We start from the raw sequence: 13832 nt of genomic DNA, 5'->3' as shown, positions 1-13832 counted from the left end.
TTATATGGAATTGGATTAGTTTATAAAAATACTTAATTGTAGTTTTCAATCTTATTTGAGTAAGAGTTTATTTCCTCCAAGAACCTTTAGAATTCCAATTAACCCCAAATTTCTTCATTTTATCAGCATAAAATTCCAAAATAAATTCCTTATAGTTATCAAATGTTAAGAAAAAAACGACAAAAACTAGCCTAAATTAACAATTTGTTATGTTATTAAGTAATTCGTCGAACAATTTTTTTAAACTAGAACAGTACTAGACAAATTTTACATCCCTTCTTTTATATAATAGACCGAAACAAATGATATAGATGAGGGGGATGGAATATGTCAAATATCCAAATGCTGAATGAAAAGTCGTCATGGCAAGAGCATTTCAGTCGTTTTACTATTAAAAAGGTAAGCCTAATTCTTCATTTATTCTTCATGTTGTTAGCATTTTTTCTATCAAGAGCGGTAATGTTTGAAGCGGCTGTTCCTTTTTTATTACCATTATGGGCAATCGTGCGAAATAGATATGAAAATGAGAAATGGGCAGTGTTCATCGGCGGGTTAATTGGTGCATTGAGTTTGAGTTTAGGGCAAGGTTTGATTTTGTTACTGCAACTTGGTTTTTACGAATTATTGATTCGGTTCCGATATTGGAAGCCCCCTATGGCTATTGCTGTGGCCCTTGCCATCTTTTTTGGACAATTGTTATGGCAAAGCATTTTGCATATAGGCATCCCTCCTTTCATAGTACAGTTGTATGTTTATTATGAAATGATATTAGCTTTTTTCATGACAATCTTTGTGAAGCTATTTTTCGTTGAACCTTATCGTTTTTGGTCTGCTTCCTGGAGTTATGAGCGGGTAGGAGCGGGGTTAGTAATTTTAGCGGTCGTTTTAACTGGGATGCATTCATTAACGATATCGTATTTTTCACTTTTTACATTTGTTCTGCATTTATCGATTTGCATTGCTGCCATTACTGGTGGAATAACGGTTGCCTCAAGCGTTTCAACTATTATTGGAGCATTAGTAGGAATATCAGAGCTTTCTTTCACGGGAATGATTGCTGTTTATGCTTTAACGGGCGTATCGAGCGGGTTGTGTAAAGGGATTGGAAGAGTAGGCGCTGTAATAGGTAGTTTAATACCCAGCATCTTTTTCTTTTTTTATGATTCAACGTTGCCACTAGATAGCGTTTATTTTGTATCGGTCTTGATAGCGGGTGTAGTCTTTTTATTATTGCCAGAAAAAATGCTAAACTTTTTGGAAAATATCATTCGTCCAAAACGAGATGAAGTATTGCTTAAAAGGCAGGAATGGCTAACGGAACATACAACGGAAAAGTTAGAGACGTTTCAACGTTTTGTTTTGTTTATGAAAGAATTAGTTTTTGAGCGCTTTACGTCAACTGAGAATGTGAGTGAAATTCGAAAGATTGAGCCTTGTGCCACTTGTATGAGTTGTTTTCGATATGATAGATGCTGGGGAGAAAAAAATATTGGAATGGATGAAAATATTCGAAGATGGTTCCTAGCGAAATCGGGATTAAGTGAAAAAGAACAAATGCTTGCGGAAGAACAAATTCGAACAAAATGCGTAAAATCGTCAAAATTGTTGGAAGAACTTGATTATCAGCTGTATAACGATAAAATGAATGGGCAATTCTATCATGGGAAAAAGATGATTGCTTTGCAATTGAGGGACTTGAGTAATCATTTGAATAAATTGATGGAAGATATGAAAAACGAGACGCTTTCATTTAAGACGATTGAGGAAGAATTAAGCCATGAATTTAAACGCGCAAACATTGATTGTTTTCAAATTGATGTTTTAAATAATACGTTGGGGGAACGTGTGATTGTTTGTTCCTTTATTAACAACCATACTCGAGACGATTTATATTTATTATGTGAACGAATCATTTTACCAGTTCTATATGAAGTCTTTGCTGAACCGTTCCAAGTGGATCGAATATCGAATCATAAGACACCATTTGCTCATTTTCAAGTGAGATTTCGCTCTGCAGTTCGCTATAAAATTCAGTATGATATATATAGTAGAGCGAAAAACTCTAATGTTGTGTCAGGGGATTCTCATGCCATTTTCCACATTCATCCGGGATTAGTAGCCATAATGTTGTCGGATGGCATGGGTCAAAGTCGAGAAGCAAAGCGGGAAAGTAGAAGATTGGTAAGGTTAATGAGGGAATGTTTAAGCTATAATATGAATCCAGAGACTGCTATGCATACATTGCATTATGTCCTTAGTCTAAACCGTGAAGTTGATATGTATGCGACGATAGATTTTGCATTAGTTGATTTACAAAAGGGTGAATTATGGTCTTGGAAAGCAGGTAGCATGTCTACTTATATTTTGCGCGGAGAGCAGCTAATGAAAGTGGAAGGATCATCAGCACCTGTAGGGTTCATGCCTGTATTCTCCATTGAAACGGAAAAAGTCAATTTGCTAGCTGATGATTATGTCGTAATGGTTTCCGATGGTTTGTTCTCTAGCAAATATGATTGGGACGAACAGGAACGTAATTTTGTTAAATTATTAAAGTCAAAAATCAGGGTTGGAATGCCGATTGAAGCGCTTCTATATGATGTGATGGACAGTTATCAAAGCCAGTATGAAGTGGAAGATGACTGCACGGTAATTATTTTTAATGTTTCACATGTGGTGCCAAAATGGGCTGTTTTTAGACCGGTTAGTTAATTAGAGGAAATGAGGTGAGAAGATGGTAACTTTTGAGAAAAAAGTGCAAAATTTTATAGCAGAACAACAATTAGTTGAAGCGGGAGACCGTCTTCTCATCGCTTGTTCTGGTGGCGTTGATTCTATGGCATTGCTTCATTTTTTTATTCAATTACAAGAACAATGTAAAGTTGATTTATATGTTGCTCATGTGGACCATATGTTGAGAGGGAAAGTTTCGTATGAAGATCGGCTATTTGTGGAACAGTTTTGCAGAGAACATGGGATTCCGATTTTTAGCACAAGCATCCCCATTCCAGATTTGTTGGAAAAAGAGGGAGGGAATTCTCAAGCGATTTGTCGCAGAGAGCGGTATGCATTTTTTGCAAACATCATGAAACAATACAACATCAATAAGCTAGTGACAGCTCATCATGCGGATGATCAGTTGGAAACTATGCTGATGTCTCTTGCAAGATCCGGAAACGTCAATGGGTTCAAAGGCATTTCCGCAAAACGAGCGTTTTCGGTTGGCGCTATAATCCGTCCTTTTTTAGTGGTTACAAAAGAAGAAATAACAAATTATTTACAGGAAAAAGGCGGCTCCTTCCGAGAAGACGCGAGCAATATGAAGGATGATTATACTCGAAATCGATTCCGACATCATATTATTCCATTGTTAAAAAACGAAAATAAACAGGTGGCAATTCATGCGGTTCAATTAGCGGAAAATTTGCAACAAGATGACGAATTTTTACTTGAACTCGCAAAAAAACGCTTTTCCTCAGTTGTAGAAAAAATGGAGGATCGTTTTGTACTACATATTCGTCCATTTCAAAAAGAGCCACTTGCTTTACAAAGAAGAATCATTTTAATACTATTAAACTATCTTTATCAACCTTCAGACAACCAAAGTTACGCTATTTATAGTAATATTTTGGAATTATGTAAGTCCCAAGAAGGGAACGCAACAATTCATTTACCAAACCAAATTATTGCAAATAGAAGTTATGGCGACATTGCATTCTTTAAATATCAAACATCCAATAATGAAGAAGACTATATTCAACAAATCAAAATTGGGGAATGGAACGTTTTAAATGGTTTTCGTTTATACATAGGAAAACTCTCTGATGAAACGGGCTGCCAACAAAATGATATAGCCGCATATTATTTCAATTCCAACGCAATTGCTTTTCCTCTTAAGGTTCGGAAGCGAAAAGTAGGTGATCGAATTCAGTTAAACGGAATGCAAGCGCCGAAACGATTATCCCGCCTTTTTATTGATGAAAAAATCCCTTTAATTGAAAGAGACGATTGGCCAATACTTGTAGATTCAAATGAAGAAATTTTATCGGTATTAGGTGTTCGGGCTAATCATCAATTTTCAAGAACAAAAAGAATTGATGATAATATGGTAATGATAGTTAAAAAAGTTCCTTACAACAAATAAGGTAAATTTTATAAAATATTTTTTAAAAATGGCTATAATTCATGTAAAGAGAATTTTGCCATCAATTAAATAATTATTTAACAAATAATTTTTCAACGCTGTTTAGGAGGAACATTACATTATGATCGAAAAGGATATCGAAAAAATACTAATTACTGAAGAACAAATTCAAGAAAGAATCGCAGAAATTGGCGCCCAGTTAACGGAAGAATATAAAGATAAGTTTCCATTAGCAATCGGCGTATTAAAAGGTGCAGTACCTTTTATGGCAGATTTAATAAAACGTTTTGAATCATATATTGAAATAGACTTTATGGATGTTTCAAGCTATGGAAATGCAACCGTTTCTTCAGGAGAGGTAAAAATATTAAAAGATTTAAATACGAGTGTAGAAGGTCGGGATGTCATTATCATCGAAGATATCATAGATAGCGGCTTAACACTAAGTTATTTAGTAGACTTATTTAAATATCGAAAAGCAAATTCCATTAAAATTGTTACATTATTAGATAAACCGTCTGGCCGTAAAGTGGACTTAAAAGCTGATATTGTTGGTTTTGAAGTTCCAGATGGATTTGTCGTAGGTTATGGTTTAGACTATGCAGAAAAATACCGAAACCTACCATATATTGGTATATTAAAAAGTGAAGTTTATTCCTTTTAATGTAAGTATTTTTGTATAAATAACGACAAAAATGTAAAAAGGCTACATTATCAGTGCTTTTCATTGTATGATGAAATAATGGTATGTTAAGATTTTACTTATAGTTTTTGTGTTAAGTTGTGAGGAGGCTGGGGATGAATCGAATATTTCGATACACCATACTTTATTTGTTAATTTTTCTTGTGGTGATAGGTATTTTCGGTACCTTTAATGGAGGTGCAACGCCTTCAAAGGAATTAACGTATGATGAGTTTATTAATGCTTTAGAGACAGGGAAAATAAAATCGTTAAATATTCAGCCAGATGCGGGTGTTCTAGTTGGTGAAGGTGAGTTAACAGGAAATGAAGAACAAACTTTCACTGTAAACCTTCCTCAAAACAACCCGGCGCTGATGGAGAAGATAGACAATGCAATTAAAAATTCGAAAATAAGTTTTATACCAGCCCCTGAATCGAGCGCATGGGTTCAATTCTTCACGGGAATCATTCCATTCATTATCATTATCATTTTATTCTTCTTCCTCTTGAGTCAAACTCAAGGCGGAGGCAATAAAGTGATGAACTTCGGTAAAAGTAAAGCGAAACTTTATGATTCTGAAAAGAAAAAAGTTCGCTTTGATGACGTTGCAGGGGCAGATGAAGAGAAGGCCGAATTGGTAGAAGTAGTGGAATTCTTAAAAGACCATCGCAAGTTTACAGAAATGGGGGCACGTATTCCGAAAGGTATTTTATTAGTAGGTCCTCCAGGTACTGGTAAAACATTGCTTGCTAGGGCTGTTGCTGGAGAAGCTGGTGTTCCTTTCTTCTCTATTTCCGGTTCCGACTTCGTAGAAATGTTTGTCGGTGTCGGTGCGTCCCGCGTTCGTGACTTATTTGAAAATGCGAAGAAAAACGCGCCATGTATCATCTTTATTGATGAGATTGATGCGGTTGGACGACAACGTGGTGCGGGTCTTGGTGGAGGTCACGATGAGCGTGAACAAACATTGAACCAATTGCTAGTTGAAATGGACGGTTTTGGTGTAAATGAAGGAATTATCATTATCGCTGCTACAAACCGACCAGATATTTTAGATAAAGCTTTATTACGTCCTGGTCGCTTTGACCGACAAATTACTGTGGGATACCCAGATGTAAAAGGTCGAGAAGCGATTCTGAAAGTTCATGCACGCAATAAACGATTGGCGGAAGAAGTAGATTTAAAAGCTGTTGCCCAAAGAACTCCAGGTTTTGCTGGTGCAGATTTAGAAAACTTATTAAACGAAGCAGCCTTAGTTGCTACACGTAAAGGGAAACGAAAAATTTATATGGATGATATCGACGAAGCAAGTGACCGAGTGATTGCCGGTCCAGCGAAAACGAGCCGTACTTATACACCAAAAGAGAAAAAACTCGTTGCATATCACGAAGCAGGTCACGTTGTCATCGGTTTAACGCTTGATTCTGCTGAAAAAGTTCATAAAGTAACCATTGTTCCGCGAGGCCAAGCGGGCGGTTATGCTATCATGCTTCCGAAAGAAGAACGTTTCTTCCAAACGAAAGAAGAATTGCTGGATCGCATTACTGGTTTGCTTGGTGGTCGTGCGGCAGAGGAAATTGTATTAGGAGAAGTATCCACTGGTGCTCATAACGACTTCCAAAAAGTAACGAATATTGCTCGCCGAATGGTTACAGAGTTTGGTATGAGCGAAAAGCTTGGCCAACTTCAATTTGGATCATCACAAGGTGGAAATGTATTTTTAGGTCGAGATTTTAATACAGACCAAAATTACTCTGAAGCCATCGCTTTTGAAATCGATAAAGAAATGCAAAAAATTGTGAATGAGCAATATGAACGAGCGAAACGCATATTGACAGAGAAGCGTGATTTGCTAGATTTAATCGCTCAAGCTTTATTGGAGCATGAAACATTAAATGCTGAGCAAATCGAACACTTACGTGATTACGGATGCCTTCCAGAAAAAACAGAAGAAGAAGCTGAGACAATCAAAATCACAACAGTAGAGCCGAAGCAAGCTGACGACGAGAACAAAGAGAGTGAAGAGCCTAAAGAAGTTACTGTAGAAAAATCTGGCTCTGCTCAAATTCATCAAGAGGCAGCTGGTGAAGAAAAAGCTCCGACAACAGATGATTTACCTAAAGAAAATTCTACGGATAGTTTGAATGAAGGCAAAAAGGAATAATGAATACTTGATAAAAGTAGTGTCAGAAATTTTCTGATGCTACTTTTTTCGTTACAGGTTAATCTTTTTGAGGTAACTACATGCAATATGGTATGATTTCATCAAACGAAAATGGAAGTGGTTTTAGTGATATTAGTCATTGACGTAGGAAACTCAAAAATTTCTGCAGGAGTTTATCAAGATGAGCAATTGATTCATCATTGGAAAATGGAGACGGAGAAAAATAAAACTTCCGATGAATATGCAATGCATTTATATGCCTTTTTTAACTATGCTGGAATCGCCTTTAGCGATATTCGTGGCATTATTATTTCTTCCGTTGTCCCTCCTATTATGTATGTATTAGAAGAAATGTGCCGAAATTATTTTCACATTACCCCCCTTGTCGTAGGGCCTGGCATCAAAACAGGATTAAACATAGCTTGTGATAATCCGCGGGAAGTGGGTACAGACCGAATTGTCAATGCAGTTGCTGCCGTACATGAATATGGCACAAGGCCGCTTATTGTAGTAGACTTTGGGACGGCTATTACTTTTAGTTACATAAATGAGAAAGGGCATTATATGGGAGGGGCCATAACTCCTGGCGTAAGGATTGCTTTGGATGCACTATTTACAAAGGCATCCAAATTGCCACGAGTAGAAATTACAAAGCCGTTTGACATTATCGGAAAAAATACAATCACCTCCATTCAATCGGGAGTTTTTTATGGCTTTATAGGCATGGTTGAGGGAATTGTAAGCCGCATGAAAGAGCAAAGTAAGATTGAACCTTTAGTTATTGCAACAGGAGGTCTTGCAGAATTTTTTTCAAATGAGACAAAACTCATTGATGTAGTAGACAAGTTTTTAACTTTAAAAGGTTTATATATCATTTACAAAAGAAATCATTAAAGAGAGGAAATTTGTTATGGAAGATTATTTAGTAAAAGCTTTAGGATTTGATGGAAAAGTTCGTGCATATGCGGTGCGTTCAACGAATACTGTTGGGGAAGCACAAAAAAGACATAATACATGGCCTACCGCTACTGCTGCCCTAGGTCGCGCATTGACTGCTGGAGCTATGATGGGATCAATGATGAATGCCGATGATAAGATTACAATCAAAATCGAAGGTGGAGGTCCAATCGGTATTATATTGATAGATGCAAACGGAAAAGGAGAAGTAAGGGGATATGTCACGAATCCACAAACTCATTTCCCGTTAAATGAAGTTGGAAAACTAGATGTACGTCGTGCAGTTGGAACGAATGGAAACATTACGATTGTAAAAGACTTAGGTTTGAGAGAAATGTTTACAGGTCAAACTCCAATCGTTTCAGGTGAAATTGCTGAAGACTTTACTTATTATTATGCAGTATCAGAACAAGTTCCTTCATCAGTAGGATTAGGTGTACTGGTGAACACGGATAATTCCGTACTTGCAGCTGGAGGTTTTATTATTCAATTATTACCAGGATGCGATGATGAAACAATTGAAACAATTGAAAACCACTTAAAATCCGTTGAACCGATTTCGAAAATGATTGAAAAAGGCTATACCCCTGAACAAATATTAGATGCAGTATTAGGAGAAGGAAATGTAAAAGTGTTAGAAACTATGCCTGTTCAATTTAACTGTGGATGTTCAAAAGAGCGTTTTGGAGCGGCTATTAAATCACTAGGTGTACAAGAAATTCAAGAAATGATTGATGAAGATGGAGGAGCAGAAGCGGAGTGCCACTTCTGTTTAGAAAAATATCATTATAGCCAAGAGGAGCTAGAAGGTTTTATCCGTGAGATCGAGGCAAAAAATTAACCAACCTACGACTCAACATACGCCACTATCAAAACGCCGATTAAAAACAAAACCTGTACTCACATTACTTGCGATTTTATTTGTTGGGAATATTTTTTGGTTTGTTCTTTGGTTATTTGCATTAGGTGGAGATGAAGAAGTTGGCGACGATGAAACTATCGTCGCTAGCGTTGATGGTGAAAATATTACTCGCCTGCAATGGATGGCTGAAATGGAACGTTATTATGGAAAAGATACATTGCAGCGCATGGTGAATCAAAAAGTAATGGAAAAGGCTGCGAAAGAATATAGCATTGACGTGACTGAGGATGAAATTGATTTAGAGCTATCCCTTATGGTTTCTTCCAGCGAAATGGATTCAACGTTGCAACAATTAGGAGAGAAGGAACTTAAAGAGCAAATTAAGTCCCAGCTGATTTTAGAGAAAGTATTAACAAAAGATATTATTATTGATGAAAAAGAGCTTGAATCTTATTATGAAGAAAATGAATCGTTATATAATATTCCAACGACGTACCGAGCAAAATTAATTGTTGTGAATACGAAAGATGAAGCAGAAAGTGTTTTAAAAGAACTGAATGAAGGTTCTGATTTTTCGGTATTAGCTCGGGAACGTTCTGTTGAACAAGTTTCGGCAAGTCTCGGGGGAGATATTGGCTATATTACGAATCAATCCAATGTAGATCCAGCTATACTGAAAGCGCTTCAAAAACTAAATAAAAATGAAATTAGCAAGCCTGTTTTATTAAGAGACGGCCGATATGGAATTGTTCAATTACATGAAAAAATGGAAGGAAGATCTTTCCCTTATGGAGAGGTAAAAGATCATATTAAAAGGGGGTTAGCGATGGAGCAACTGTCATCATCCATTACCCCGGAAATGTTTTGGAAAGAATTTGATGTGACATGGTTCTATGGTGAATAATGATTAAAAATTTTACAAATTTTCACTCTCATTTTCATTGACAACAAACGATTAGTAGGGTTAATATTAAAACAAGAAAAACCTATAAAAATAGTCGGTATTATGAAAGGGGAACCGTGATGAGTAAATTATATAATTCTATTACAGAATTAGTTGGTCGCACACCAATCGTGAAGTTAAACCATGCTACAACTGAAGATGAAGGAACTGTTTGGGTAAAATTAGAATATTTTAATCCAGGAAGCTCTGTTAAAGATCGTATTGCTTTAGCGATGATTGAAGCGGCAGAAAGAGATGGACGACTAAAACCAGGTGGCACAATTATTGAACCAACTTCAGGAAACACTGGAATTGGACTTGCGATGATTGCAGCAGCAAAAGGTTATCGCGCTATTTTAGTAATGCCTGAAACTATGAGTATTGAACGCCGTAAATTACTTCGTGCATATGGTGCTGAATTAGTATTAACACCTGGTCCTGAAGGAATGAAAGGTGCAATTGCTAAAGCAACAGCACTTGCAGAAGAAAATGGTTATTTCATGCCACAACAATTTGAAAACCCTGCAAATGCAGAAATCCACCGCTTAACAACAGGTCCGGAAATAGTGGAAGCATTTGAAGGTGTGCAATTAGACGCATTTGTTGCTGGGGTAGGTACAGGTGGTACAATCACAGGTGCAGGTGCTGTATTAAAAGAAAAATATCCAAACATTGAAATTATTGCAGTTGAACCGAAAGACTCTCCGGTTTTATCTGGCGGAAATCCAGGTTCCCATAAAATTCAGGGTATTGGAGCAGGTTTCGTACCAAAAGTGTTAAATACAGAAATTTACGATTCTGTATTCCAAGTTGATAATGAAACAGCATTCGAAACAGCTCGTAAAGTAGGTCGTGAAGAAGGTATTTTATGCGGTATTTCATCAGGTGCTGCTATTCACGCTGCAATTCAAACTGCAAAACGTTTAGGCAAAGGTTCTAACGTATTAGCGATTGTTCCATCTAATGGTGAACGCTATTTATCAACAGCTTTATACAATTTCGAAGACTAATAAGAAACGGCATTATCCTTTTGGATGATGCCGATTTTGTTTGACGAAAAACATGTTATATGATTACACCGAATTTTAGATTTAAAAGTATTGAGTGCTTTGACTTTGAAAATGATATACTTGTTTAGAATGTAATGAAGGCGAATGAGTAGTCCTCTTATTGATAAAGGAGTGTACGAAGATGTTATCGAAATACAGTAAACCGTTAACAATTAATAATATAGAGCTCGATTATACAAAAGAAACTTTTGTGATGGGGATTTTAAATGTAACACCCGATTCTTTTTCTGACGGGGGAAAGTATAATTCAATCGATGCCGCAATTGCACATGCGAAACAGATGGTTCAGGAAGGTGCGAAGATTATTGATGTGGGTGGAGAATCGACACGACCTGGTTATACTCGTATTCCTGATGAAGAAGAGATTGCTCGTGTCGTGCCAGTGATTAAAGCTTTGAGAGAAGAAGTACCTGCCATTATATCAATTGATACTTACAAATCAGCGGTTGCTCGTGCGGCATTGGAAGCTGGTGCCCATATCATTAATGATATTTGGGGCGCGAAGGCAGATCCGGAAATGGCCAAAGTGGCTTTTGAATATAATGCACCTATCATTCTAATGCATAATCGAGAGAACACGAATTACAAAAATTACTTCGAAGATTTTTTAAATGATTTAAAAGAAAGTATTGATATTGTGAAAGCAGCTGGTGTTCCAGACGAGCATATCATACTTGATCCGGGAATAGGGTTTGTGAAAAACTTGCAGCAAAGTATTGAAACGATGCAACGATTAGATGAACTTGCAGAATTGGGATACCCCGTTTTGTTGGGGACTTCGAGAAAACGAATGATTGGCACTATTTTAGATGTTCCATTACATGAAAGAGTAGAAGGTACTGCGGCGACATGTGCATATGGTGTCATGAAAGGTTGTCATATTGTTCGAGTGCATGATGTAAAAGAAATAGCAAGAACCGTGAAAATGATTGATGCATTAATGGGGAAATTTGAAGTAAAAAATGAACTTCCTGAGAGACACTAATTTCGATAGGAGGTCTATTATGGACTATATACATTTGCGAGATATGCAATTTTATGGATATCACGGTGTATTACCTGAAGAAACAATGTTAGGGCAGCGTTTTCGAGTTACAGTAACTCTTGCGGTCAATACGAAAAAGGCAGGGGAAACAGACGACCTGCAATATACAGTGAATTATGTAGAAGTGTATGAATTATGCAAATCAATCATGGAAGGAGAGCCCTTCCAATTAATTGAAGCAGCTGCAGAAACCATTGCTTCATCAATCTTACAAAAATATGAAGGACAAGTGTTTGGATGCAAAGTGGAACTAATTAAACCAGATCCACCTATTCCAGGCCATTATAAAGAAGTAGCTGTTGAAATAGTAAGGGGTCATTATGGTGAATGATGTTTATTTATCTTTAGGTACAAACTTGGGAGATCGGGAAAACAATTTAAAATCTGCCATTGATTTGCTTCAAAGTAAGGAGGGGATATGGATAAAAAAAATATCCCCAATTTACGAAACGGCTCCAGTGGGGTATGTTGATCAGCCCTCTTTTTTAAACATTGCGATTTATGCACAAACAATACTTTCACCTATTGAATTGTTACAGACCTGTCAATTAATTGAAAATGATCTCGGTCGGGTTCGCAATATCCGCTGGGGGCCAAGAATTATTGACCTTGACATTTTATTATTTAATAACGACAATATTGAGTCAGAGAATTTAATCATTCCACATCCTCGAATGTTTGAAAGAGCTTTCGTATTGGTTCCGCTGTTAGATATTGCATCTAAGCCATACTCGGAAAAGTTGATTCAAGCGGAGGCAGCATTAAAGAATATCAACCTTGAAAAAGAGGGCATTAAAAAGTGGAAGGATTATTTTTCTTTGTAACAATACGTATTACGACACTCGACACTATGAAGTAGTGACGGATATAAAAACACTTTTATGGAAAGGAGGTATAGGCCATGGAAGAGAAAAAGCCGTTCCAAATAGGAGATATCGTGATGGCAAACCGTGTAGTACTAGCTCCAATGGCAGGAGTGAGTAACGTTGCTTTCCGGCTAACGGTTAAAGAATTCGGTGCGGGTCTTGTTTATGCTGAAATGATCAGTGATAAAGGACTTATTTTACGCAATAAAAAAACGTTAGATATGCTTTATATAGATGAAAGGGAAAAACCAATCGCCTTGCAAATCTTTGGGGGTGAAAAAGAAACCCTCGTTGAAGCGGCCAAATTTGTAGATCAACATACGAACGCGGATATTATTGACATCAATATGGGATGCCCTGTAAATAAAATTATTAAATGTGAAGCAGGAGCGAAGTGGTTACTGAATTCGGATAAAGTGTATGAAATGGTAGCGGCAGTTGTTGATTCGGTGGAGAAACCGGTGACGGTAAAAATGCGGATTGGTTGGGATGATGAACACATTTTTGCTGTTGAAAATGCCCAAGCGATTGAAAGAGCTGGCGGCAGTGCTGTAGCCGTTCATGGTCGTACAAGGGTTCAAATGTACGAAGGGAAAGCAAATTGGGAAATCATTCGCCAAGTGAAGGAAAATGTAAACATTCCTGTAATCGGTAATGGCGATGTAGAAACTCCACAAGATGCAAAACGAATGTTGGATGAGACGGGTGTAGACGCGGTGATGATTGGTCGAGCTGCGTTAGGAAATCCATGGATGATCTATCAAACCGTACAGTACCTCGAAACAGGTGAGTTAAAACCAGAGCCATCTGTTCAGGAAAAAATAAACGTTTGTTTATTACACTTTGATCGTTTGATAAAATTAAAAGGTGAATTTGTTGCCGTACGTGAAATGCGTAAACATGCAGCTTGGTATTTAAAAGGGATTCGTGGCAATGGCATTATCCGTAATGCGATTAATCAAGTTGAAACAGCCGAAGAACTGCGTGCAATTTTAAATAACGTGGTTGAACAAAGTGGAGAGCAACAAGAACGAGAGATGCATGTTGTGTGAAAACTAATGGTTACGATTATTGTGAAGGATTAATTAAGCAATATAAAAA

The 13832-nt window shown here is 37.0% G+C and carries 12 protein-coding genes; all 12 read left to right on the top strand.

Annotation, left to right across the window (positions count from 1 at the left end):
• Positions 1–327 precede the first annotated feature (327 nt).
• The 12 genes from UtA1_RS02340 (at position 328) to dusB (ending at position 13783) form a co-directional block, all read left to right on the top strand.
• On the top strand, positions 328–2709 hold the full coding sequence (locus tag UtA1_RS02340; RefSeq protein ID WP_096549922.1) for a SpoIIE family protein phosphatase: 2382 nt from the start codon (positions 328–330) through the stop codon (positions 2707–2709).
• A 22-nt stretch (positions 2710–2731) separates the two neighbouring features.
• On the top strand, positions 2732–4141 hold the full coding sequence (tilS, locus tag UtA1_RS02335; RefSeq protein ID WP_096549921.1) for a tRNA lysidine(34) synthetase TilS: 1410 nt from the start codon (positions 2732–2734) through the stop codon (positions 4139–4141).
• 121 nt (positions 4142–4262) lie between these two features.
• On the top strand, positions 4263–4805 hold the full coding sequence (gene hpt, locus UtA1_RS02330) for a hypoxanthine phosphoribosyltransferase (RefSeq protein ID WP_016838833.1): 543 nt from the start codon (positions 4263–4265) through the stop codon (positions 4803–4805).
• Between the two features lie 134 nt (positions 4806–4939).
• Positions 4940–6988, top strand: coding sequence for an ATP-dependent zinc metalloprotease FtsH (ftsH, locus tag UtA1_RS02325; RefSeq protein WP_096549920.1), 2049 nt, complete (start codon positions 4940–4942; stop codon positions 6986–6988).
• A 126-nt stretch (positions 6989–7114) separates the two neighbouring features.
• A complete protein-coding gene (locus UtA1_RS02320) occupies positions 7115–7882 on the top strand; it encodes a type III pantothenate kinase (protein WP_096549919.1) in 768 nt (255 codons plus the stop codon).
• Positions 7883–7898: 16 nt separating this feature from the next.
• The gene (hslO, locus tag UtA1_RS02315; protein ID WP_096549918.1) at positions 7899–8786 is read left to right on the top strand and encodes an Hsp33 family molecular chaperone HslO; all 888 of its coding nucleotides are present in this window, start codon (positions 7899–7901) and stop codon (positions 8784–8786) included.
• Positions 8764–9711 carry a peptidyl-prolyl cis-trans isomerase gene (locus tag UtA1_RS02310; RefSeq protein WP_016838829.1) on the top strand — a complete coding sequence of 316 codons (948 nt, stop codon included), beginning with the start codon at positions 8764–8766 and terminating at the stop codon, positions 9709–9711. The genes hslO and UtA1_RS02310 overlap by 23 nt, the downstream gene beginning before the upstream one ends.
• Before the next feature lie 119 nt (positions 9712–9830).
• Positions 9831–10760 carry a cysteine synthase A gene (cysK, locus tag UtA1_RS02305; protein WP_016838828.1) on the top strand — a complete coding sequence of 310 codons (930 nt, stop codon included), beginning with the start codon at positions 9831–9833 and terminating at the stop codon, positions 10758–10760.
• A gap of 181 nt (positions 10761–10941) precedes the next feature.
• Complete coding sequence (gene folP, locus UtA1_RS02300; protein WP_016838827.1) at positions 10942–11805, top strand: dihydropteroate synthase; 864 nt, start codon at positions 10942–10944, stop codon at positions 11803–11805.
• Between the two features lie 19 nt (positions 11806–11824).
• Positions 11825–12196, top strand: a complete 372-nt coding sequence (gene folB, locus UtA1_RS02295) for a dihydroneopterin aldolase (protein WP_096549917.1) — start codon at positions 11825–11827, stop codon at positions 12194–12196.
• Complete coding sequence (gene folK, locus UtA1_RS02290) at positions 12186–12689, top strand: 2-amino-4-hydroxy-6-hydroxymethyldihydropteridine diphosphokinase (protein ID WP_016838825.1); 504 nt, start codon at positions 12186–12188, stop codon at positions 12687–12689. The genes folB and folK overlap by 11 nt, the downstream gene beginning before the upstream one ends.
• Positions 12690–12766: 77 nt before the next feature.
• A complete protein-coding gene (gene dusB, locus UtA1_RS02285; protein ID WP_096549916.1) occupies positions 12767–13783 on the top strand; it encodes a tRNA dihydrouridine synthase DusB in 1017 nt (338 codons plus the stop codon).
• Positions 13784–13832 lie beyond the last annotated feature (49 nt).

Origin of the sequence: Ureibacillus thermosphaericus (assembly GCF_002370195.2) — a bacterium.
Classification (GTDB): Bacteria; Bacillota; Bacilli; order Bacillales_A; family Planococcaceae; genus Ureibacillus; species Ureibacillus thermosphaericus.
Note: the sequence above shows the minus strand (reverse complement) of the source record. Positions and strands in the feature narration are given on the sequence as shown.

What these genes read in the sequence shown, in the direction of transcription:
- UtA1_RS02340 (WP_096549922.1), top strand. Translation starts at nt 328, where the DNA reads ATGTCAAATATCCAAATGCTGAATGAAAAGTCGTCATGGCAAGAGCAT.
- tilS (WP_096549921.1), top strand. Translation starts at nt 2,732, where the DNA reads ATGGTAACTTTTGAGAAAAAAGTGCAAAATTTTATAGCAGAACAACAA.
- hpt (WP_016838833.1), top strand. Translation starts at nt 4,263, where the DNA reads ATGATCGAAAAGGATATCGAAAAAATACTAATTACTGAAGAACAAATT.
- ftsH (WP_096549920.1), top strand. Translation starts at nt 4,940, where the DNA reads ATGAATCGAATATTTCGATACACCATACTTTATTTGTTAATTTTTCTT.
- hslO (WP_096549918.1), top strand. Translation starts at nt 7,899, where the DNA reads ATGGAAGATTATTTAGTAAAAGCTTTAGGATTTGATGGAAAAGTTCGT.
- cysK (WP_016838828.1), top strand. Translation starts at nt 9,831, where the DNA reads ATGAGTAAATTATATAATTCTATTACAGAATTAGTTGGTCGCACACCA.
- folP (WP_016838827.1), top strand. Translation starts at nt 10,942, where the DNA reads ATGTTATCGAAATACAGTAAACCGTTAACAATTAATAATATAGAGCTC.
- folB (WP_096549917.1), top strand. Translation starts at nt 11,825, where the DNA reads ATGGACTATATACATTTGCGAGATATGCAATTTTATGGATATCACGGT.
- folK (WP_016838825.1), top strand. Translation starts at nt 12,186, where the DNA reads ATGGTGAATGATGTTTATTTATCTTTAGGTACAAACTTGGGAGATCGG.
- dusB (WP_096549916.1), top strand. Translation starts at nt 12,767, where the DNA reads ATGGAAGAGAAAAAGCCGTTCCAAATAGGAGATATCGTGATGGCAAAC.